Below are 22,831 nucleotides of genomic sequence, written 5' to 3'. Positions count from 1 at the left end.
TCATGCATATTTTTAATAAAACAATGAAAAAGGATGTTTTAAATGCCAGCTATCATAGGACCGGTTCAAATCGTAACCGTTGGCGGCGGTACTGTGCAGTTTGGCGACACGTTGTTCATCTCGCCAAAAAGCAATTCCAAGACAACCGCTGGCCAGGGGGGATTCAATACAGGTGGATTCATTGTTGCAAATAACGGTTTAAGTGCAAGTAATGTGGTTGATGCAAACCTGATTGACCAGCCGACCGTGGGGAATAATTAGCGCTTTTTACGTTTCCGCACATTAGACTTTGTAATTTTGGGCAGCCTTGTCGGAGGCTGCTTTTTTATCCACTGGATAAATTTGTGAAGTTCAGGATTCATTTTCAACAGCGGGATGGTATGCAGATTTGCCGCCAGTTCCTCATTAGTGAACAATGCATGGATTTGCTTGTGGCAGGGTATGCATAGCTCAGCTGTTGGCATGAATGTCCCGCCCATTTCCTTTGGAGTCAAATGGTGGACTGTTACCTCGACATCTTCCCTTCCACACAGCTCGCAGGTGCCAGCCTGGTTTTGTTTTTTTGCCATTAAAGATCCACCTTTCAAAAAGCCCTTAATGTATTCAGCCTTTTTATACAAAAAACCGGTCTGGATTATTTTGCTCTCCGGACCGGTTTTCTTATTACTCTATTCTCCTTCAAGCTCTAAAAGATGCCCGCCATCGAAGAAGTATAGATACTTCTCATCAACTGGATGCTTCCAGACTTGTTCAATTGCTTTTGAATATAAACTGATTTGGATGCGGTATCGTTCTTCCAATATTGGCCTGGCCTGTTCAAAGCCGCCTTTATACCGGTCATGGATGCCATCTGTTTTGAAATCGAGCAGGACAGTACCTTTTTCATCCTCGAACACGCAATCGACTACCCCCTGGATGAAAATCGGCTCGTTTTCTCCCTGCCAGTCAGGATATACCTCCATTGCAGGCAGAGACAGATAGAATGGAACCTCCCGGCTGACTTTATTTGCAGAAAGCAGCCTTTTGCCGATGTCAGTTTCAAAGAAGGCAAGGATCCATTTCTTCTCGATTGCATCGCGCTGTTCGGGAAAAAGCAGCTCACTTTCGACCATTTTCTCGAGCTGGAGATCAAGTGAGAGCTCAGTCACCGGCTGGGAAAGGTCGATATGCTGCATGACCATATGCATGGCCGTTCCGCGTTCTGCTGGAGTCAATTTCTTTTCCTGCATGAACCGCGGCCTGTTGAGAATCGGCTTTGTAAAGCGGCGGATCATCTGGGTCCCGCTTTCTTCATCCCTTGTCTCATGATTCCTTTTCAATTCTGTAACGGATTGCTTGGACCGGTGTGTCGCAGCTTCCTTAAAATGATAATCCCATGAAAGCTGAGAGCGGACTGCTTCAGATAACTTGGAGTCCATATTGACCGGCTTGCCTGCTGCTACAAAATCCATCAGGCTTTCATGCTCATCGGATTGCTCATCTGAATATGCCGCGACATCCTCCGCGGAAATGATATCGATTTTCCAGCGGGATGGATGGCAATTTATTTCTTCGGCAAGGTCATGATGCAAGGCAGCATTTTCTCCTCTCACCGAGTCGCAATCCTGATGTCGTATCACTGCTGGACCAATCCAGTCGAGATAACCAGAAGCAGACGCACGTAAATATTCATCGAGCAGCCAATCCGGGTGCCCTGCCTCATCCTGCCATTTACTGATCGTTTTTTCAGCATCCTTCACCGAGCCGATCAAATAAAGCTTTTCCTTGGCCCGTGTAAGAGCCACATACAGTACCCTCATTTCTTCCGCCAGCATCTCCATCTTATGCTTGCGCTTGAAGGCAAGCTGCGGAAGCGATGGATAGGATATTCGCTTTTCAGGATTGATATACTTTGCAGCAAAACCAAACTCTTTATCCAGCATGTAAAATTTCTTCAAGTCCATCGTATTGAAGTTCCTTGCCAACCCGGCGACAAAGACAACCGGGAATTCAAGCCCCTTGCTGCTGTGGATCGTCATGATCCTGACTACATCCTCCTGCTCGCCAAGTGCCCGTGCTGCGCCAAGGTCATCGCCGCGTTCGCGCATCCTGTCAATGAAGCGAAGGAAGCGGAACAGGCCGCGGAAGCTGGTTGCTTCATATTGGCGGGCGCGGTCATACAGCGCGCGAAGATTGGCCTGGCGCTGCTTCCCTCCTGGCATGCCTCCTGCAAAATCATAAAATCTTGTTTCTCTATACAGCTGCCAGATCAGGTCAGAAACAGACCCTTGCCGGGCGGAAGTTCTCCATTTTTTCAGCCCCTCGAAGAATCGGCTTGTTTTCTCATGGAGTCCTTCATGTCCGGCTGCTGGCCTTTTCATGCAGAACTCAGTCAGCGCTTCATAAAATGAGCCTCGCTTCTGGCTGATCCTGATGATCGCCAGCTCCTCTTCATCCAATCCTACAATAGGTGATCTCAGCACCGCCGCAAGCGGGATATCCTGGAACGGGTTATCAATTACCTTGAGAAGCGAAAGCATGATCGCCACTTCTGTTGCCTGGAAATAGCCTGTCGAGAGATTCGCATAAATAGGGATGCCCTGCTGTTTGAACTCCTCCATGATTTGCGGAGCCCAGGTCATCGAACGGAGCAAAATGACGATATCGCGGTAATTTACCGGTTTCGATGTCTTCGTCTTTGGATTATAGACACCGCGGCGTTCTTCGACCATGGATTTTATATGACTGGCCATCAGCCTCGCTTCCAGCTGTGATTGTTCGAGATCATCAGCATCGAATTCGGCGGCAGACGGGTCAGCCTCCTCGGCAGTTTCCCTTTCAGTATGGGCCCCCGCCCCTTTATCAATCAGCAGCAGCTCAACCGGGAATTCCTCATCCTCAGGATATGGAGCACCCTTTTTCAGCTCGGCATTCTCGTCATAATGAATCTCTCCAACCGTTACTCCCATGATCTGCTTGAAAAGATAGTTGGTGGCATCAAGTACTTCACCACGGCTGCGGAAATTCCTGGCCAGATCGATTTTCAGTCCTGTTTCATCCCCTTCAGCCGTAAACCGATTGTATTTTCCCAGGAACAAATTCGGTTCGGCCAGGCGAAATCGATAAATCGACTGCTTAACATCTCCTACCATGAATAAGTTTCCGGATTCCTCTCCATCGGAGGTGACAAGCTGCAGGATGGCTTCCTGGACCATATTTGTATCCTGGTATTCGTCGACAAGCACCTCTTTGAACTTGCGCCGATATGCAAGGGCAGCTTCAGATGGCATGGCACCTTCGGCAGGTTCCTCAGGCTGTGCTGTCAGGATATCAAGCGTATAATGCTCCAGGTCGGAGAAATCCACAAGTCCCCGCTCCTGCTTAACTTCCTCAAAACGGCGAGAAAACTCCTTAACAAGCTCAATCAAGACTGCAATCAGAGGTTTCATTTCCTGCATATCTTTCAGGAAGCTTTCAGGCCTCCGCGAAAATAGCTCGCTCGCCAGGTCCTGGACGATCTTTTTCGCTCTGTCCCTCAGCTTGGCAGCTTTATCAACCAGCTGCTGATCGAAGTCATCACCTTTACACGTTTTGGCGCGGTCGAATTTTGCAAGCTGGATTCCTTCATAAAGACTCGTCCAGGATTGTTTCTTTGCTTCCAGCAAGGTGTTGACGACATGAAGATCGGCAGTAAAGTTATCAGCTCTTGGCGCCGGTCCTCCTGGCATCCTGGCGATATCCAGTCCCTGCTCAAGCATCTTTTTAGCCCCCAGCAGCTGCAGTTCTATATCCGCCATCAAAACCTTCATGAATGGCAATTCCTCGATTGCCGCTTCGCCTGCAGTATCATACATGGCAACTATTGAATCAAAATAGTCTGATGGATTCGGATTCGATCTCGCAAAATCGAACAGGTCCACGATGATATCCTTCAGTCCCTCGTCACTGCGGTCATTCGTGAATGCATCGACCAAATTGAAGAATCGCTGATTGTCAGCTTTTCCGTATTCCTCTTCAAAAAGCTCTTCGATCACTTCATCCCTTAACAGCTGTCCCTCGGTCTCATCGGCAATCCTGAAGCCGGGGTCGACATCAATCAAGTAATAATATTTCCTGATGACATCAAGGCAGAAGGAGTGGAGAGTTGAAATGGATGCCCGGTTCAACAGGCTAAGCTGTTTCTTCAAATGAACTGAATCCGGGCTGGCATCGATTGCCTTCTCCAAAGCCTCACCGATTCTGTGGCGCATTTCGGCTGCTGATGCATTCGTAAACGTTACGACAAGAAGCTCATCGACATTTATCGGATTTATTTCCGATATGACTTTTTTTATGATTCTCTCTACAAGTACAGCCGTTTTTCCTGATCCTGCAGCGGCTGCAACGAGGATATCCTGTCCTGAAGCCATGATCGCCTTCCATTGGTCCTCCGTCCAGGTAGCACCCTCGGGCACTGGCGGTATATTGATTTTAGCCAAGATCCTCTTCCTCCTCCCTAAGCGATAAAAGAATATCCTGCTTCTTTATTCCTTCCAATCGATCCGCGGTTTTCGGTAATCCGTCATCTGCCTTCAGACTTTCATCATGCCTCAAAGCCTCAAGCAAATCTTCCTTCTTGATGACCGGAAGCTTCCTGAAATCATTAGATTCAACAGCCTGGTCAAACTGGCATACAGGCTTGAACGAACAGAAGGTACACGGAGCTCGATCCTTGAGCTTATATGGCGAAACATCCACAATGCCGCTGACAATCCTGTTCCCTGTTTCCACATACTTGTGGCGGACGAATTGCCTTAGATGATCAAAGTCTTCCTTGCTGGCAACCTTGGAGCTTTTCATCAGGCTTCCATCCTTCTTGAAGCCGGCAGAAATAATTTGTGAGCTGCCTGTATCAATGCTTTTATCCATCAGCCTGATGACATTTTCATCGTTAAGCAGCAGGCCATTCATCTTGAAGCGCTTCAGGATCTCCTCTTCGATTTCATCAAGTGTCAGCATTTTCGATGCATTGACAATCGGGTTATGGACATGGAAGTACAACACTCCTGCCGGGTCTGCAGGCTTTCCAACCAATAAAGGTGAATGTGTGATGATGATGTCCAGATAGGTGAGCATCTGCAATGCCACTCCATAGTAAACCTCTGTCAAATTGACATCCTTCACACTGGATTTATAGTCGACTACCCGCAAATAGACACCATGGTCATCTTCTGCCTTATCAACCCGGTCAATCCGGCCCATCAATTCCATCCTTGTGCCGTTTTTCAAGGAAAATGCCAGTGGCGGAAGTTTTCCCTGTCGGCCAAAGCCAAGCTCCAGCCCGACTGGGGAGAACCCGCTGGCCTTGGCATGCTCACTGAGCACAAGTGATGCCCGGCTGATAATATTTTGGAGCTTTTGCCTGATATAATGGTGCCTGTTTGAGCTGAGCAGGATTTCATTTTGCAGCCTTGGCGCAAGCTTCTGGACTGCATCCCTTGCCAGTTCTTCAGCCTGCGCCCTTGTAAGGCTGGCCCAGCTGAGGTTCTGTTCCATGACCGTTTCAGCGATTTCCTTCAATGCCGCATGGAATAAGTCCCCGATATCTGGAGCCTCCAAACGGAAAATCTGCCTGTCGCGCAGCCTAAGCCCATGCTGGACATAGTGTGAGAACGGACAGCTGTTGAATAGCTCCATCCTTGAGACGCTAGCCTCTATCTGCTCGCCATACAGCTCCTTGCTGACATTTTCCGACAGCTGCTTCGTCCTGTTTTCATAGAACAAACTCGAGAGAACCTTACGTGCAGTATCTGCCCAGCGATGGTCCTTCATATAGTAATCATAAACATCCCACCAGAAATCAAAGACAGGATAGTTCCGCTTCTTAAGCTGCAGCTGTGAAGTCAGGAATGACAGTGCCACGTTTTCTCCTGCCGCATATTCCAACTGTTCTTCTTCTGGCAATTCTGAAGGGTCCGGCAGGAAGAAGAGGGATTTGTGCTCCGGGAAAAGGTCTGTAATTCTTTTTATGAAAGAAGAAGGCATCAGCGCTTTTCCTTCTTCATTCGCGATTGGAAAACTGACAAACAGCAGATCTGAAGGTGTGGCAAATGCTTTATAGGCGATGAAATTTTCATCAAGCAGCTTTGTCCTGCTGCCAGGTGCAAGTTTGATCCCTTTTGATTTCAAGAGTTCCCTGTCATCATCCCCGAAAATTCCTTCCTCGGGCATTTTGGCAGGAAGCACCCCTTCATTTACACCGATGACAAAGGCCACCTTGACATCAGCAAGCCTTGTTTTTTCAATGTCAGCAATCAGCACCTGGTCAATCGCAGGCGGAATCAGTGAAAATTTGAGCGCTTCAAAGCCTGCATCAAGAATGGATACAAATTGCTTCAGGGCAACCTTGCTGTCACCGAGCATCTCAACAAACTGATCAAGCAGGTCAATGACCGCATTCCAGGCTTGCTCATGCTCCCTGGCTTCGACCAGCCTTCCAGCCTGCTCGGCCTCAAGCCTCCAGCGGTCAAGCTTTGCCGGAATATCCAATTCCTCCATGAACAAATAAACAGCTTCGGCAAGCTTCCTGCCAGAATCTGATCTTTTCAGCCTTCTTGCCATCCTTAGGAGCGGCGTTGTAATCATCAGCCTGAGATCATTCAATTCCTGCTCGATTTGCTTTTCGGCATCTGTCTGCACCGCTCCGTCAAACTCAAGGCCTCTGATTCTCCGATATTTCCAGCGCTCTTTTTTCGTCCATTTTTCGCCCTGGATCCCGAAGGCCAAAACATAATTCTCCATGACATCCAACTGTTCGCGCATTTTATTGATATTGGCTTCTGCCGGGAAAAGCAGATCGGTTTTAACCGCCCTGAAAATCGGCTCGTAGCGCCAGTTTCCAAGTACCGTTTCCAGGCTGGAACGAACGAGCTCAATCAATGGATGGTTCAGCATATTTCTTTTTTGGTCGATAAAATAGGGAAGTTCATAGTCATCAAATATCGTTTCCAGTACTTCCCGGTATTCCGTTCCTCTCATAAGAACTGCAATATCCCGGTATCGATAGCCTTTTTCCCGTGCCAGTGCGCGGATTTTACGGGCAACCCCTTCCATCTCCGCTCTTCTGTTCGCTGCCTGGGCAATATGAATGGCAGCCTGTCCAGCGTATTTCACTGCAGGCCTGGAATCGAATTCCCTCTCCAGATGCTGCAATGACTCATCGTGCCAGCGTTTTTGCTCTGTCAGGACAATCTCCTCTTCCAGCTCATAGCCTTTTGATTTGATCATTTCATGAAGGTTCTGGCATGTTTCACCAGTCATCCTGAACAAGTGGAGCTCATCCGGCTGGTCCTCCCTAAAGCTTTTATCAACAGGCAGCGCGATCGTCACTCTTTTGCATGTGCCGATCAGCTGGTCAATAATCATAAGCTCGAGAGGAGTGAAGCTGTAGAACCCATCTATATAAACTTCTGCATTTTTTAAATAATCCGAAGCCGGGACTTTCTCAGCCAGCAGCCTGAAGTAATCCTCGGAGTCGATATACTTTCCAAAAAGCTCATCTTCAAATTGGCGGTAAACGATTTCCAGGTCATGCAGCTTATGTCCAAGCACCTTATCGCCCTCAGAAGATGAAGCAGCCCTTTCTGAAAGTTCCTCCGGCTTGATGGCATAACGCTTGAATTCAATCAGCATCTGTTCCATTTGCTGGATAAAGCCATTTTTGTCAGCAGCTTTTTGAAATATCTTTAGATCCTCTTTTTTGTCCTCGATGATCTTGCGGATCATCATGCTGGTCCCGACACTGTCCAAATGCTGGCGGGTAAATCCTCCTGTTTCCTGCAGAACACGCCAGGCGAGACGTGGGAAACTGTATACCTGTGCCCTGATCATGCCCCCGAGATCGGGATCTGTGGACAATCGATATTCAGACAGGAACGACATTTGCTCAGGCACCAGGTATATGACCGGGTCCCCTTGAGGATCAGCAATCAGCCTGTCCTTGATTTCCCCAATGATCAGCTCGGTCTTCCCGCTTCCTGAACGCCCTAATACTAAACGTACAGACATCTGACTTCCCCTTTCTCCTTCTTGTATAGAAGTCTGTAAAACTGGTAATCTCTTAACTATAGAAAATTGAAAAGGCGCCTATCATTGCGCCTTTGGATGCTCTTCATTCTGCCAAACAATTGTTCTGTATATGAATCCATTATACCTTTTTTCACGGCTGATTTGGAAGCGATAAGCCCGTTAATTTTTGCCATGAACAACCTTCATGCCGCTGGGCTATTGCATATGTTATTGATGGCAGGTGATTACAGTGAAGGCTTTAAGTTTTTTCCAAAAAACGGCCATCCTTCTTACGGTCTGCGCGATTATGGTCGCCAGCAATATTTACACATTGATTCCCATTTATTCCAACATTGCAGACAATTTAACCATTCCTGAGTCCCATGTTGTCCTCGCCGGGGGGCTGTTTACCTTTTTTTATGCATGCGGGCTGCTTTCCTTCGGCCCGATTTCCGATGTAACCGGACGCAGGAAAATCCTTGTTTATGGGCTGCTCGCATCGGCGTTGACGACACTGGCGGTTGGCTTTTCCGCAGGGTCGATGACTCTCTGGCTTACTCGTTCTCTCCAGGGAATGACACTTGCAACCTTTGCCTCTGTTGCCTTTGCCTATTCCTACGACTTGTTTTCTTTCACGCAAAGAACAATTTTGGTTGTACTAATCAATACCGGCTTCCTGATTGCCGGAATCTTCGGCCAGGTTTCCAGTGCTTTTCTGGCAGAGCTCTATTCCTGGAGCACGGTTTATATTTTCTTCTCTGTTGTTTACCTTGTTCTATTTGCAGCTTCCTTCTTTCTGCTAAAAGAAACACCACCCACTGCAAATAAAGGGAAACCGATTCATAAGGTATTTATCGAACTTTTGACAGATTCGCGGCTCGTAAAATGCTATCTCATCACATTTTCACTTCTTTTTGCCATCATTGCTTTTTACGATAGCATAGGCAGATTCTTCTCTGGACCGTCTTCAGATTTAATGATGATTAGACTCGTCGGCTTGATAGGGGCTTTGCTTTCTCTTTTTACCGGCAGGCTTATAGATTGGTGGGGGGAGCTGAAGACCTTAATGGGCGGTCTTGCAATCGGTGTGTTCAGTGCCATGTCGCTGACATTCTTCCATTCTGTGGCTCATTTAATCGTCTTTTCAATTTTTTTCGTTTCCTCGATCTCACTCGTCATACCGACAGCCATCACCCTGATCGGCCATTTCGGCAGCAGCCAGCGGGCAAAGGCACTTTCACTCTATTCATTCGTCCTGCTGACAGGAGCAAGTCTAGCTCCCCTGGCAGCTTCACTGCTTTCGTTTAAAGGTATGATGATTCTTCTCGCACTATTGTTTACAATGAACATCTTCTTGTGCCTATTCATAAAAGATGAAAAGGCATTTCAGTCTGCGAAAGTCAGCTGAAATGCCTTTTTGGTTTTGCTGCGCTGCGGAATTTGACGGAGGCTCCTAATTTTCTTGTTCCGAAATTTCATTCCGGAAACCAGGTCACTTTTTCCGGAAAACCTGGTTTTATTCCGGATTACTTGATTTTATTCCGGAAATCACGTTCTTCTTTCCAGATTTTTTTATTCCGGAGTTCACATTCATTATTCCGGAATATTTAATTTCATTCCGGAAACGCAGTCTATTAAATTACCCGGTTTCGCATGGCCGCTGCAGTTTCCTTCAGCTGCTTCTTATCGATTTTTCCGACATGAGTCTTTGGCATTTGGGTAATGAAATGAATCTTCTTTGGGATCTTATAGCCGCCAAGCTTCAGTCTGCAAAAATCTTTTATATCATTCTCTGTAATAACAGAGTTTTCCTCTGTTACAATGAATGCCGTAACTACTTCGCCCCATTTATCATCCGGCACCCCGATGACCGCTGCCTCCTGGATGCTCTCGTGGGAGCAGAGCCAATGCTCGACCTCAAGGGGATATACATTCTCTCCGCCGGTTATAATCATTTCCTTCTTACGGCCGACGATATAGTAGTATCCATCATCGTCTTTTTTTGCAAGGTCGCCTGTATAAAGCCACCCGTCTCTTAAAGCTTCATCGGTCGCCTCTCTGTTATTCCAGTAACAAGTAAAGGCGTGCCTCCCCTGGATCGCCAGCTCGCCGACCTCTCCTGCTGCAGCTTCACACCCGCTCTCATCGATGATTCTGACTGAATGGAACATCATCGGCTTGCCCACTGACCCTCTTTTCACTTCCGCATCTGCAGGGTCAATATAGAAATTGTTCGGCCCGGCTTCCGTCAGCCCATAGCCTTCCTTGAACGGCTTGCCCTTCTGCTTGAAGGCTTCATAAATTTCGAGCGGACATGGTGCCCCGCCAGATAAAAATACTTTCATATCCTTGAAATCCACGTTCTGGAACAGCTTGGTTTTTACAAGAGAATGGTACATCGTGGGAACGAACAGAACGATTGTGCATTGATGTTTGATTAAATTCCCAATTGCCTTTTCCGGATCAAACTCCCTCGCCAGTACCACCTTGCCTCCTGCCATCAGGATGGGAATCGAAAGCGCATTAATGCCGCCAGTATGGAATAGCGGCAAATATGTCACGGTCTTATCTTCGTTTGTCAGATTCCAGCTGACTATCGTCGAAAGTCCATTCCAAATGATTGCCCGATGGGAGAGGACTGCTCCTTTCGGCCTCCCCGTCGTACCTCCTGTATAGATCATCGCCAGCGGGTCCTCTTCACTGATTCCATCGGTTTTGTTAAATTGCATGGTTTTATGATAATTTATAAGGTTCTCGTAAGAAGTGCCATCGATCACCAGACAGCTACCATCTTTCTTCCAGATTATTGATGCTTCTTTTGTAAAATTAGAATGATATGCCAGCAGCTTTGGTGCTGCATCACGAATGATATACGCAAGTTCATCAACAGACAGCCTCCAGTTCAGCGGCACGAACACAGCGCCGATCTTTCCGCAGGCAAACATTAAATCAAAAAAGCTGATTCCATTCGGCGCCAGGAGCGCAACCCTGTCTCCTTTTTCGACCCCCTGTTTCAGCAGCCATGCCGCTATGGCTTTCGCCCGATCATTGACTTCATCATAAGTCCAGGCATCGTCCGAATCCTCATCGCCAATCGCCGCAGCTGCCGGTGTCATTTTAGCCCTCGTATCAAGCCAATCGAGCTCCCACCTCACCGCAATCTCTCCCTCTCTTTCTTAATGGATTTATTTTAGAGAAAGAGAGTTACAGGTTAGTTACAGTGATGGATTTAGCAGGTTTTTAACCACTGCTGTGATAACAGTTCTTCTTCAATCTTCTTCTATACGGCCTTACTACCGGGATTGGCGTTCCAGGCAATTGCCCACGGGAAACACGCCTGGCACGGATAAAAACAGCTGAGGTTAAGAAAAGCCAAAACAAAAAGAGAGAAGGATGTTTATCCCTCTCTCTTTTTGTGCTTATTCTTTCGTTGATTTTCCTTCAGGTTCTTTGGAGTCTCCTTCAGGACCTAAATATTGATAATCATTTGGATCAATTGGTTTATATCCATGTGGTGTATAGAAACGCAATAAATCTTTGTTGACCACTTCGTCGGACATCTGGAGTTCTGTTGTTACCTTTTCGATGATTGATTGATATTCATCTTGATTTGGCAATAACTCACCTGTAGCAGGATTGTAGAATTTTTCGCCTACCTGTGTAACGTCAGGTGAAACGTAATCCCCATTCCTGAACAATGCCCAATTGCGGTGATCTTTCGATAATAGGTCTGAACCGAACTCCAGGTGATCTTTTGTATCGATTCCCAGTAAATGAAGAACAGTCGGACGCACATCGACTTGCCCGCCGAACTGGTGCTGAACTCCACCTTTTACGCCCGGTACATGAATGAATAATGGAACTTCCTGAAGCCCTGCATTAATTGTTGGTGTAATTTCAGGGACACCCAGAACCTTTTCCATTGCCTTATTATGGTTTTCAGAGATACCATAGTGGTCTCCATAAAGGACAACAACGGTATTATCATACAAACCACTTGCCTTTAAATCGTCAAAGAACTGCTTGATCGCCTCATCCATATAATTAGCTGACTGGAAATATTGATTCACCACTGGATCGCCAAAGTCACCAGCAGGGAATTCCGTATCCTGTGGATCCATTTCAAATGGGAAATGGTTGGACAAGCTAATGAATTTTGTATAGAAAGGCTGCTTCAAGCCTTCAAGCATCGGCATTGATTCCTTGAAGAAAGGTTTATCCTTCAAGCCGTAATTCTTTGTGTCTTCTTCAGTCATACTGTAATATTCGGCATCGAAAAACTTATCATAGCCAAGAGCTTTGTACATAACGTTTCTGTTCCAGAACGTCTTATAGTTTCCATGGAAAACGGCGGATGTATAACCGTTCTGCCCCAAGATGGCAGGAGTCGCCTGATAAGTGTTTTGCGCTTTGTTTACAAAAACGGCGCCTTGGCCTAATGGATAGATGGAGTTTTCCATCAGGAACTCAGCATCAGATGTTTTACCTTGTCCAGTTTGATGATAAAAATTATCAAAGTAGAAGGTGCTGCCATCGTGTGCCAAAGAGTTCAAAAACGGTGTTACTTCTTTTCCATCCGGCATTTTATAATCGATCATGAAGTTTTGGAATGACTCAAGTGATACGTAAATCACGTTCATACCTTTTGCTTTTCCAAAGTACTCTGGGTTTGGTTTTGCATAATTAGCTGTTCTGTAGTTCTCGATATTGGTAATATCACTGTCACTTGCCAATGCCCTCTGGCTCGATGCCTTGGCGTTTTGAATGACGTCATAAACCGTGAAATTATAGGCACCCAAATATTTTACCAGGTAATTCCGGTCAAAAGAGCGGGACAATAATTCAGGACGGTCCTTTTCTGCTAAACCAAGATTAAACAAGAATACTGCGACACTTAACGCAAGGACAACGCGATAAGATTTGCGGCTTTTCGATACTGCTTTTTTAAATAGCGTCAATGCCAGAACAATAAGGATAATCGTATCCGTAAAATAAAAAACATCCATTACGGACATTAAGGAATTCGCGCTATCACCCAGCTGGCCAGCATTTGATTTAGCCTGCATCAGGACTGGAACGGTAATGAAATCATTGAAAAACCGATAATACACGATATTCGCATATAAAAGGAATGACAGCAGAGAACTGATCGCAATCATCCACTTTTTAGCATGCTTTACTGAAAGCAAAGCAAATCCAATAAAAAATAATGCAGAGCTTAGCGGGTTAATCGCCAGCAGAAATTTTTGCAGATTATTATCAATACCTAAATTAAATTCCATTTGATAGGCTGTATAGGTCTTAATCCAAAATAATATAACCGCAACAGCAAAAAATGCTATATTGCTATTTTCTAATTTTTTTCGTAGTTTCACTTTTTCCATACTAATCTCCTCTCACCCAATGATAAGCTTTGGAAAATGCAATAAAAAGTATTATAACATATTTTCAGCTTAATTTTAACATCAAGCCAATTATACAACCTAAATATGAACAAAACATGAACAAACCGGCCTATTGGCAGATAACTTTAATTATTTTTTTATAGAATATCTAAAACCACAAGTAACATCATACACCGAATCAGATAACTACTCAAATTTTGATTGTGAATCTGTAGTTATCATATTACCCTGGCCCCCATTGAATACCTTTTAAGAGTTAATTCGATTTTGAAAATTTTTATGTAGATAGTAGAAAAAAATGATTTGGCAGAGTAAATCCTGGATTCCATTGTCAAAGACTTGATAGCGGCGTTCCTTTGCACGCTTCAGCCCGTCTGATTCTGGGTCGATCCCTATCATTGCGGTCAACTCGATGATGTCGCTGTGTTCTAGCTTATACATAAGGTCCGTCCCGATATTTCCGGAATCCAAAATAAACGCCACAGCACAAGGCCGTGGCAGTTTCGTTACAGATTCAAATGTTGTTCATCCAGGATTCCCATGCTGCGCACATGATTTTTAGCCTCAGCATCGCCAAGCTTATAAATCATCGCATAGATCTCTTTCATGGCGACATCATATTCCGCATGCTCTTTATCAGGCTCATTGAAAGGCAAGTGGGCATTCCCGAAGGTTTCCCAGTCCGCTTTATAGTTATCGACCAGGTATTCACGGAAATGCTTGATTTCCTCTCCAGTGGCAATCAGCCTGAAATGGCCTTCCGGCTCTGCCGGCGTATCCAATACCTCTCCGCTTTCTATGTTAAAATAATACGTTTGTTTTTGCTCCTCCATTTACAGCACCTCAATCTGTTTTTTATACCTTTTACCACCTTTCATGGTTTATTAACCATCTTGAGTGGAGATGGCGCAGAAGAGCAGCGTCTTGATGCTGAAATTTCTGATTACATTAACACTTTTAACTGATGATTCTAATTTTAATACAATTTGGGGCAGTTTTATTTACGGGTGGAGTAGTTTTATCTACGGTTGGGAGAGTTTTATCTACGGTTAGATCAATTTTATTTACGGTTGGGGCAATTTTATCTACGGTTGGAGTAATTTTAATACCACTTGGGAGTTTTAAAACCGGGTGGAGCAGTTTTAATTCCAGTTGGACCAGTATTAATTCCAGTTGGAGCAATTATAATACCAGTTGGACCCGTTTTAATTCCAGTTGGACCCGTTTTAATTCCAGTCCCAAAAATTCAACACTCCCTCCAAACAAAAAAAGCGCATCAGCATGCGCTTTTCCCATTTACATCATAATGCCGCCATCGACATGAAGGGTGGTACCGTTAACATAATTGGATTCATCCGAAGCCAGGAATAAGTAGGCGTTGGCGATGTCTTCCGGCAAGCCTAACCGTCCTAGCGGAACCATCATCTTCATTTGATCCAGCACTTTTTCCGGCACTTTCGCGGTCATACCGGTTTCAATAAAGCCTGGAGCTACCGCGTTTACATTGATTCCTTTGCGCCCGAGCTCCTTCGCCCATGTCTTGGTCATCCCGACTACACCAGCTTTTGTCGCTGCATAGTTCGTCTGGCCGACATTCCCATAAACGCCAGATACGGATGAAGTATTGATAATTTTCCCTGAACCTTGCTGGACCATGGATGGAACGACAGCCTGGGCGCAATTGAATACGCCTGTCAGGTTTACATCAACAACCTTCTGGAAATCCTCTGCCGCCAGCTTATGCAGCATGCCGTCTCTTGTGATTCCAGCATTGTTGACCAGGATATCAATTTTTCCGAACTGACTCAGCACATTTTGAACCAGTGCATCCACACTGCTGCGGTCCGCCACATTCACCTGAAAAAAGGCAGCCTCAAAGCCTTCTTCCGCTAGCTCCGCTGCACGCTGCGTTCCTGTTGCCTCGTCAAAATCAGCCATTGCCACCTTTGCCCCTTCTCTTGCGAAGGTTTTCGCTGCTGCCAGGCCAATTCCGTTTGCAGCACCGGTAATGATTGCTACCTTATCCTTCAATCTCATTCTTACACCTTCCTATTCTGCTAAAAATTCCTCTATGTTCTGCTGAAGCTGATCTAAATCATCTACAAGCGGAGAATGACCGCAATCCTTCAGCTCAACAAACCGGGCACGGCCTCCAAAATCCTCAACGATTTCCTCGGTCATACGCTGGGTGACCACTAGATCACGGTCTCCGCGAAGCACCAGGACCGGGATCTGGATGTCTTTTACCTGATTTGTGCCTTCTGACAAGCCGTTATGAACAGAACTGATATTGAATGTATTAAGGGAATGATAGACCTCTGCCAGATTGCGCTGAGTCAGAATATCGTCTACATACTCTTCATAAAGCTTCTCATCGGGCTGGCGGTCTGTGTAAATAAGCATATTCCACATCGCCTTCAGGAAACCTCTATTTTTCTGGTCATAGGCTGTCTGGACCGCAATTGTTTTGCCAGTATCCTTTTGGACATCCTCATATGAACCGAGCCGGTTATTGACATCAGGCAAGCCTTCAGGACTTGTGCCAAAGAAAGGATAGCCCCTTGTAGAAGCTGATGCCAGAAGGATCAATTTTTCACAATAACCAGGATAATCAGCGGCAAACTGCATGCCAATTGCCCCGCCAGTCGACCAGCCAATAACGGCAAAATCCTTCAGCCCAATCGCATCGACGAATAATTTTACATCATCGGAAAAATCCTTAATGGACATGACTGGTTTATGATAGCTGGACTCTCCAAACCCTCTTAAATCAAGCGCATAAACTTTAAAAGAAGGGTCCAAACTGTCGAGCAGCAAATCCCAATGCTTTGAGGACGTCATGTTTCCATGGATTAACAGTACATTTTCCACGCCGCCTTCGCGTTCCCGATACGCGATGGTTTCCCCATTTTGCAATTCAACTTTTTTCATTTCAACTGCCTGAGCCTCTGTCTTTCCCATTACCATTCACCCTTTCCCCAGCGTATAGTTGTTGCTCCCCATGCATAACCGATTCCAGCACTGACAAGGACAGCGATATCGCCATCCTTTAATTGGCCTGATTCCACTGCCAGTTCCAGAGACAGTATCTGATCAATCTGCCCAATATGTCCATAGTTTTCGAGATAAATAGAGTTCCCCTCCTCGAGGGCGAGCTCTTTCAAGACATAATCATGAGCGGACTTTTTCATATGGAGCATGGCGACGTAGTCAATATCAGATGTTGTAAAGCCGCTCTTTTCCACCGATTTTCTTATTACCTTCAGAAAATTAGCCATTGACTTCTCCTCAAGCCGCTCTTTCATTCCCTGCGGATCAAGGACATCCAGCTGGTAAAGGCCGCGTTCGAGATTTTCGGCAGAAATCGGATTTTTTGTACCTCCAGCAACCACGACCACATCCTCTGAAAAAGAACCATCCGTAACTACCTCTGTTTCATAGAGAAGATTTTCGTCATGGCCTTTTTTAAGTATGATCGCTCCCCCTCCGGCACCAAGGTTATACATGAAACGGGTTCTTGGATTCTGGTAATCGATGAAGTCGCCATTACGGTACCCTCCTGCAAGCATGACCGTATTGATGTCTGGATCCGAGAGCATCATCCCCTTGGCCAGTTTCAGCGCCATTACCGTAGTGCCGCATCTTAGGGCGGTATCGAAGGCCCAGGCGTTCTTCGCCCCAATTTCCTCCTGGAGCTTGATGCCTGCAGTCCATAGCTGATACTCCTTATATTCCTCGCCGATATAAATGACAAGGTCTATATCCAAAGGGTCAATTCCTGACTTTTCAAGTGCGGCCCTCGCTGCCTTTATGCCCATCTCACAGGTATGGTCATTTGGCCCAGGAATAGGTTTCTTCTTGATTCCCATTTTCTCTTCCACAACGGCTTCGGGAATTCCTGCCAGCTTCGCAATTTCCGCACCGGATATATATGAATCGGGAAGATATATTCCCGTACTGACAATTCCAATTTGCATTGTTTTCCCCCTTCAGTCCAAAAAATAGCGGTCATTATTGCCTCTAAGCAACGTACCTTGCATTTTTCAATATCGACCTTACATCGGTGTAACTGCCCTTCGATTTTCCTGATGCTACTTTTCATTTACGTCCGAGCTTGTTTTTGCCTGGTAAAACTATGACTCTTCAACAATCTCTTTTATGAACTGCATGGCCGATTCCACAGATTCGAACATGGCTTCCTTTTCTTCCTGTACATGGGTAACTTTTACCCGCCAGCATTTTTTCCCGCTGTCCATTTCAATGTCCGCAAGCTGGAAGCGGAGCACGAATGATGACACTTGCTTTGTTTCCATCATGAGTCTCCCTGGCTTACCGCTCCTGGTTTAACCGGGACGGAAGCTTTCTTTTTCCTGCCAAACTTCAGCTTTTGCAGGGATCCGACAATGCCCATCGGGAAGAACATGACAGCGAGAATATAGATGATGCCAAAGAATATGATCCATCTTTCAAAAATCCAGTGAACCTTCGCGAGCTCTGTCAGCCAGTGGTGCGAAAATTCAATGATCCCGGCGCCGATGATCGCGCCGACCAGCGTCCCGACCCCGCCGATGATGGTCATCAGCAATGCGTCAAGGGTGATATCCATAGTGAACACGCTGGTATTGACGAACCGGAGGGAAACTGCATATAAAATTCCGGCAATCCCCGCGAGCACTCCAGAAACAACGCTGGCGATGATTTTATATTGGAGTACGCTGTATCCAAGTGACTCTGTGCGCTGTTCATTTTCCCTGATCGCCTGCAGGACTTTTCCAACGGGTGAATTCGTGAATCTCCTGAGCAGGATGAATACTATGACCATGGAGGCAAGGCAGATTAAATAAAAATCGGTACGGTCTTTTAGGAAATCCGGAACCCTGAAAGTAAAGCCATCGTTGCCATATGTGACAGTGCGCCACTTCTCGGCAAGCACAAGGAATAGTCCGGCGAACGCCATTGTCAGCATCGCGTAGAAATGGCTTTTCAGCCTCAACGTCAGCAGCCCGACAATATAGCTGACGACAGCTGTCAATAAAACCGTGACCAGAACAGCAAGCAGGAAGTAGCTTGTTTCCGGCTCGAACCGCTTCATGAACACTCCGACTGTATACGCACCTATACCGAAGAACATTGCATGCCCAAAGGAAACGATACCTGTATAACCGAGCAGGATATCATAGCTCATCGCCAGGACGGCAAAAATGAACACCTGGGAAAGCAGGATCAGCATGCTCCTTGAATCATAAACAAATGGGAGTACCGTTAAAAACACAGCAATGATCAGATAAAGGATATTCATACGGCTTGTAATTATTTTTGTCATTGCATGTTCACCCCCTTGCCCCGAATAAGCCCTGAGGCTTGAAAATCAGCACGACTGCCATCAGCAGCATATTTGCTGCCAGTGCCAGGTCTGGAACAAAATATGCCATGAATGAGCCTGATAACCCAACCAGAATGGCGGCCATCACCGAACCAGAAAAGCTTCCCATTCCGCCAATGACAACAACAATGAAAGCAAGAATCGCAAACTCCATTCCCATGTCCGCATAAATCACACCGGAATATGGACCGAGGAGCATCCCTCCAAGTGCGGCCATGCCTGCTCCAATCATAAATACAAACATGAATACCTTCTGGATATTGATTCCCAGGGACTGGACCATTTCCTTGTTCATTACGCCTGCACGGACCACAAGGCCGATTTTGGTCTTTTTAAGCAGGAATTGAACAGCAAGAAATACGGCAATTCCAACCGCTATTATGAATGCACGGTATTTAATGATAATGACATTTCCGACCTCCCAGCTTCCGGCAAGATAATCCGGTGTGACGGCTGATATCTGGTTAGGTCCCCAGACCACTTTCAGCATTTCAGATAACACCAGCATCAGCCCGAGCGTAATAAGGATTTGCTGGACATGGTTGCCGTAAACAGGCTTAATGATCCAGCGTTCTGTAGCGATTCCAAGAATCATTCCCGTCAGGATGGCCCCTGCGATTCCTGCCAGGAAGCTTCCTGTGGTGGTGTAAATCCAGATTCCGCTGTAGGCTCCCCAGGCAAACAGCCCGCCATGGGCAAAATTAAGCACATCCATCAAGCCGAATATCAAGGTCAAGCCTGCTGCCAGCAGGAAGATGAGCATTCCTGTGGCGAGGCCGTTTATAGATAAATTAATTAGGACTTCCACCTTTTTCTTCCTCCCTTCCTAAGCAATCCCTAGATACTTCCTTCTCATCTCTTCGTCTTCGCGAAGAATTCCCATCGGCCCATTGGAAACCGTCCGGCCATCATCAATGATGTAAAAGCTGTCGCCGATCGTACTCGCCATCATGAAGTTTTGCTCAACGAGAATGATAGTTGTCTTTTCCTTCATTTGCTGTATGCTCTCCATTACTTTCTCAACCACTATTGGTGCAAGCCCTTTGCTTGGCTCATCTATCAGAAGCAGCTCATTATCATTGACATAGGCACGTGCGATGGACAGCATCTGTTTCTGCCCTCCGCTCAGCAGCCCGCCAGGCTTTTTCCAAAATTTCTTCAAATCCGGAAACAAGTCAAGAATATAGTCGAGCCTCTTCCTGGTTTCATCATTGTCCTTTTTTATCGCAACTCTAATATTTTCTTCAACCGTCAAATCTGCAAAAATCCCCTGGTCCTCAGGAACATATCCAATACCTTTATTCGCGATGGTATATGTCGGGAGCCCTTTGATTTCTTCACCTTTATAGTGAATCTGGCCCTTTAATGCCTGGTTCAGCCCCATGATGGTTCTCAGGGTCGTCGTTTTGCCGGCTCCATTCCGTCCGAGCAGGACCGTGACCTCGCCCTTAGGAACTTCGAATGATACACCCTGGAGGATATGGTACTGTCCTATATATGTCTCAACCTGATCAAGCTTTAACAGTGTGCTCACTATGCAAACCTCCTAAATAAGCAGACTGAACTGTTTCATTTTTCATGATCTCCTCCGGGGTGCCATCGGCAAGGAGCGTCCCGTTGAACAGGACCATGATGGAATCTGAGAGATCCATGATCATATCCATTTTGTGTTCAATTAAAATAATGGTCCGGTCACCTCTTTGTTTTATTTTGCGAATGACCTCCAGGATGGCCGGAACCTCCTCCAGTGACATGCCTGCCGTCGGTTCATCAAGGAGGAGGACCTCAGTATTCAAGGCAAGAAGCATGGCAATTTCGAGCTTCCTTTTTTCCCCGTGGGCAAGATTCCTGGCAAGGGCATCCTTTTTGTCCTCAAGGAGCACCAGTCTAAGCCAGTCTGCACTTTCCTCTTCGAATTTTTTAAAAGAACGGAAATGCCTAAGCATTTGATAGCGGACTCCTGCATGCGACTGTACAGCCAGCCGGACATTCTCCATCACGGTCAGATTAGGGAATACATTCGTGATTTGGAACGACCTTCCGATTCCAGCCCTCGTCCTTTTTGTTGGGGACAGCTTCGTGATCTCACTGCCCTTGTATAAAACCTGCCCTTTGGTCGGCAAAAGCTGCCCGCTCAGCAGATTGAAAAAAGTCGTTTTGCCAGCTCCATTTGGACCGATGATTGATTTGAAGTGGTTATGAGGGACTTTAATGCTGACGGAATCGACAGCAGTATGGCCTCCAAATGTAATGCTCAAATCCTTAGTCTCTAAAATTGCTGTCAATCTTTTCACCACCCATAAGTATTTTTCATTTGCAAAGCATAATGAACTCCGGCTTATGTACCGAAGTTCATTATGGTTATTGTATTAGTTGCGGACAGGAGGAGCCGTTTCTTCCGGTGTCAGCTCACGAATCAGGACAGGGACTGGATAATCCACTCCATCCTTCTTCTCAAGCTTGATGGCATATAGTGCCTGAAGTGCCTGGTGGTCTTCCGCACGGAATGTCATCTTGCCTTTTGGAGATTCAAAGCTCATGCCCTCCATTGTTTCAATCAGCTTCTTGGAGTCAGTGTCACCCTCTGTTTTCTTAAGCGCCTCAACAATCGCAATCGCAGCACTCATGCCTCCAGGAGTGAACAAATCAGGAAGCTCGCCGTTGAAACGCTTTTTATGTTCTTCAACAAGCCATTTATTAATGTCATTTTGAGGAAGATCATGATAGTAAACTGTGAAGCCTTCCATGCCTACAAGCGGCTGCATGGTTGCAAGTGCAGCAATATCAGGAGCTCCAGTGGAAATCTTGATGCCTTTTTCCTGGACCTTCATATCGGCAATCTGGTTCCACGGAGAGTTAGCGCCCGCCCAGACTACGAACAGATAATCAGGCTTTTTATCGATAATTTTTTGGATGTTGGATGTAAAATCAGTTGCAGCTGGGTCAGCGTATTCTTCATGGATAATGTCTGCGCCTAATTTTTCCGCTGCTTCTTTAAAAGCAGCCACTCCGTCACGCCCGAATGAGTAATCTGGAGCAAGTGTCGCAATTTTCACGCCTTCCTTTGCAATTGCAGCAGCACCTGCTACAGCATCCTGGGAAGAGTTTCGTGCTGTGCGGAAGATGTATTCATTAAATTCAGAGCCTGTGATGCTGTCCGCTACAGCCGGCTCAACAACCATGATCTTCTCGTATTCTTCCGCTAAAGGAAGCACAGCCAGAGTATCACCAGAACTTGAAGAACCCACAAGGAAGTCAACTTCATCTTCCTCCAATAATTTTGTCGCCTTCTGAACTGCTACCTCTGGTTTTGTTTCAGTATCTTCTACAATGAATTGAATTTTGCGGCCAGCCACTTCATTGGTGCCGTCAGTCGCATATTCCAATCCAAGCTCAAAGCCGCGAAGCGTTTGTTTTCCATATGCCTCCAGGCCGCCAGTCTGCGAAGCAAGCACCCCGATTTTGATTGGTTTCGAATTCTTCGGTTCCTCCTTTTTATCCTTATCAGATGCTCCGCCTGTTTTCTCCGATCCCGATGATCCCGAGCAGGCACTTGCAAACAGCAGGACTAAAATAAGCATAAAAGATAAAGCAAAATTCCGTTTTGACGCTTTCATTCCCTTTCCCCCTTTAAAATGGTTATCCTAAAGCTCGCCAAGCTGTGACTTCATCTTAAAGAAAAGCAGTTACAAATGAGTTACATACATTAGAAAAGCGCAAGCGCCTTGCTAAGCCCCGAAAAGCGCTGACCGACTAAATTCGCCACTTCCTTTGGCAACGTCGGCACTAGGACATCCTGTCCGTCGGAGGGCCGCCCGGTAAAGTCGTTCTTTGACTTTATCGGGCGGACCGAAATCGAAAAGTATAGCCGACTGTTCAGAAACGCAGAAACTGGAGACTCCGACAAAGAAGCGCTTTTTGCTTCTGCGGGCAGAGTTGAAGTTTCGGAGTTTCTAGGAGGCGAAACTAGACAAGCGTCTCGAGGAGTTAGGATCCGCAGCTAGCCAAGCGACTCGAG

General features: G+C 46.2%; 17 protein-coding genes and 1 pseudogene. 2 read left to right on the top strand and 16 right to left on the bottom strand.

Features of this window, described 5'->3' with window-relative positions:
- Positions 1-42: 42 nt before the first annotated feature.
- Positions 43-261: a spore germination protein gene (locus AC3EBE_RS21465; protein WP_488597062.1), complete on the top strand. Its 219-nt coding sequence runs from the start codon at positions 43-45 to the stop codon at positions 259-261.
- On the opposite strand, the gene AC3EBE_RS21460 is transcribed toward AC3EBE_RS21465, so the two are convergent.
- From AC3EBE_RS21460 to addB, 3 genes are all read right to left on the bottom strand, one after another.
- Positions 258-569 carry an HNH endonuclease gene (locus tag AC3EBE_RS21460; protein ID WP_488597061.1) on the bottom strand — a complete coding sequence of 104 codons (312 nt, stop codon included), beginning with the start codon at positions 567-569 and terminating at the stop codon, positions 258-260. The two genes, AC3EBE_RS21465 and AC3EBE_RS21460, sit on opposite strands and share 4 nt — an antisense overlap.
- A gap of 99 nt (positions 570-668) precedes the next feature.
- Positions 669-4,457: a helicase-exonuclease AddAB subunit AddA gene (addA, locus tag AC3EBE_RS21455; protein WP_488597060.1), complete on the bottom strand. Its 3,789-nt coding sequence runs from the start codon at positions 4,455-4,457 to the stop codon at positions 669-671.
- Positions 4,450-8,025 carry a helicase-exonuclease AddAB subunit AddB gene (gene addB / locus AC3EBE_RS21450; RefSeq protein WP_488597059.1) on the bottom strand — a complete coding sequence of 1,192 codons (3,576 nt, stop codon included), beginning with the start codon at positions 8,023-8,025 and terminating at the stop codon, positions 4,450-4,452. Before addB ends, addA begins: the two co-directional genes overlap by 8 nt.
- Positions 8,026-8,275: 250 nt before the next feature.
- Here addB and AC3EBE_RS21445 point away from each other — a divergent pair, with 250 nt between their 5' ends.
- Positions 8,276-9,433 (top strand): MFS transporter, encoded by a 1,158-nt coding sequence (locus tag AC3EBE_RS21445; RefSeq protein ID WP_488597058.1) that lies wholly within the window; start codon positions 8,276-8,278, stop codon positions 9,431-9,433.
- Between the two features lie 226 nt (positions 9,434-9,659).
- On the opposite strand, the gene AC3EBE_RS21440 is transcribed toward AC3EBE_RS21445, so the two are convergent.
- From AC3EBE_RS21440 to AC3EBE_RS21380, 13 genes and pseudogenes are all read right to left on the bottom strand, one after another.
- A complete protein-coding gene (locus AC3EBE_RS21440; protein ID WP_488597057.1) occupies positions 9,660-11,180 on the bottom strand; it encodes a class I adenylate-forming enzyme family protein in 1,521 nt (506 codons plus the stop codon).
- Positions 11,181-11,444: 264 nt separating this feature from the next.
- Positions 11,445-13,409, bottom strand: coding sequence for a lipoteichoic acid synthase (ltaS, locus tag AC3EBE_RS21435; RefSeq protein ID WP_488597056.1), 1,965 nt, complete (start codon positions 13,407-13,409; stop codon positions 11,445-11,447).
- A 330-nt stretch (positions 13,410-13,739) separates the two neighbouring features.
- A pseudogene (locus tag AC3EBE_RS21430) lies at positions 13,740-13,871 on the bottom strand (acetaldehyde dehydrogenase (acetylating)); the annotation flags it as partial.
- 65 nt (positions 13,872-13,936) lie between these two features.
- The gene (locus AC3EBE_RS21425) at positions 13,937-14,263 is read right to left on the bottom strand and encodes a hydrolase (RefSeq protein WP_488597055.1); all 327 of its coding nucleotides are present in this window, start codon (positions 14,261-14,263) and stop codon (positions 13,937-13,939) included.
- 463 nt (positions 14,264-14,726) lie between these two features.
- A complete protein-coding gene (fabG, locus tag AC3EBE_RS21420) occupies positions 14,727-15,467 on the bottom strand; it encodes a 3-oxoacyl-ACP reductase FabG (protein ID WP_488597054.1) in 741 nt (246 codons plus the stop codon).
- Positions 15,468-15,479: 12 nt separating this feature from the next.
- Entirely contained in the window at positions 15,480-16,391 is a 912-nt protein-coding gene (phaZ, locus tag AC3EBE_RS21415; protein WP_488597053.1) for an intracellular short-chain-length polyhydroxyalkanoate depolymerase, read from the bottom strand.
- Positions 16,391-17,407, bottom strand: coding sequence for a 3-oxoacyl-ACP synthase (locus AC3EBE_RS21410; RefSeq protein WP_488597052.1), 1,017 nt, complete (start codon positions 17,405-17,407; stop codon positions 16,391-16,393). The genes phaZ and AC3EBE_RS21410 overlap by 1 nt, the downstream gene beginning before the upstream one ends.
- Positions 17,408-17,563: 156 nt before the next feature.
- Positions 17,564-17,746, bottom strand: coding sequence for a hypothetical protein (locus AC3EBE_RS21405; RefSeq protein ID WP_488597051.1), 183 nt, complete (start codon positions 17,744-17,746; stop codon positions 17,564-17,566).
- Positions 17,743-18,753 (bottom strand): branched-chain amino acid ABC transporter permease, encoded by a 1,011-nt coding sequence (locus AC3EBE_RS21400; RefSeq protein WP_488597050.1) that lies wholly within the window; start codon positions 18,751-18,753, stop codon positions 17,743-17,745. The genes AC3EBE_RS21405 and AC3EBE_RS21400 overlap by 4 nt, the downstream gene beginning before the upstream one ends.
- Positions 18,754-18,760: 7 nt before the next feature.
- The gene (locus tag AC3EBE_RS21395) at positions 18,761-19,621 is read right to left on the bottom strand and encodes a branched-chain amino acid ABC transporter permease (RefSeq protein ID WP_488597049.1); all 861 of its coding nucleotides are present in this window, start codon (positions 19,619-19,621) and stop codon (positions 18,761-18,763) included.
- 18 nt (positions 19,622-19,639) lie between these two features.
- The gene (locus tag AC3EBE_RS21390; RefSeq protein ID WP_488597048.1) at positions 19,640-20,347 is read right to left on the bottom strand and encodes an ABC transporter ATP-binding protein; all 708 of its coding nucleotides are present in this window, start codon (positions 20,345-20,347) and stop codon (positions 19,640-19,642) included.
- Positions 20,325-21,098, bottom strand: a complete 774-nt coding sequence (locus AC3EBE_RS21385; protein ID WP_488597047.1) for an ABC transporter ATP-binding protein — start codon at positions 21,096-21,098, stop codon at positions 20,325-20,327. Before AC3EBE_RS21385 ends, AC3EBE_RS21390 begins: the two co-directional genes overlap by 23 nt.
- Before the next feature lie 84 nt (positions 21,099-21,182).
- Entirely contained in the window at positions 21,183-22,430 is a 1,248-nt protein-coding gene (locus AC3EBE_RS21380) for a substrate-binding domain-containing protein (protein WP_488597046.1), read from the bottom strand.
- Positions 22,431-22,831 lie beyond the last annotated feature (401 nt).

Source organism: Mesobacillus sp. (assembly GCF_057785455.1).
This window is presented reverse-complemented; position numbering and strand designations above follow the sequence as displayed.

Bases quoted from the DNA above. Each gene is read 5' to 3' on its own strand.
- AC3EBE_RS21465 (WP_488597062.1), top strand. From the start codon at position 43: ATGCCAGCTATCATAGGACCGGTTCAAATCGTAACCGTTGGCGGCGGT.
- AC3EBE_RS21460 (WP_488597061.1), bottom strand. From the start codon at position 569: ATGGCAAAAAAACAAAACCAGGCTGGCACCTGCGAGCTGTGTGGAAGG.
- addB (WP_488597059.1), bottom strand. From the start codon at position 8,025: ATGTCTGTACGTTTAGTATTAGGGCGTTCAGGAAGCGGGAAGACCGAG.
- ltaS (WP_488597056.1), bottom strand. From the start codon at position 13,409: ATGGAAAAAGTGAAACTACGAAAAAAATTAGAAAATAGCAATATAGCA.
- AC3EBE_RS21425 (WP_488597055.1), bottom strand. From the start codon at position 14,263: ATGGAGGAGCAAAAACAAACGTATTATTTTAACATAGAAAGCGGAGAG.
- fabG (WP_488597054.1), bottom strand. From the start codon at position 15,467: ATGAGATTGAAGGATAAGGTAGCAATCATTACCGGTGCTGCAAACGGA.
- phaZ (WP_488597053.1), bottom strand. From the start codon at position 16,391: ATGGGAAAGACAGAGGCTCAGGCAGTTGAAATGAAAAAAGTTGAATTG.
- AC3EBE_RS21410 (WP_488597052.1), bottom strand. From the start codon at position 17,407: ATGCAAATTGGAATTGTCAGTACGGGAATATATCTTCCCGATTCATAT.
- AC3EBE_RS21405 (WP_488597051.1), bottom strand. From the start codon at position 17,746: ATGATGGAAACAAAGCAAGTGTCATCATTCGTGCTCCGCTTCCAGCTT.
- AC3EBE_RS21400 (WP_488597050.1), bottom strand. From the start codon at position 18,753: ATGACAAAAATAATTACAAGCCGTATGAATATCCTTTATCTGATCATT.
- AC3EBE_RS21380 (WP_488597046.1), bottom strand. From the start codon at position 22,430: ATGAAAGCGTCAAAACGGAATTTTGCTTTATCTTTTATGCTTATTTTA.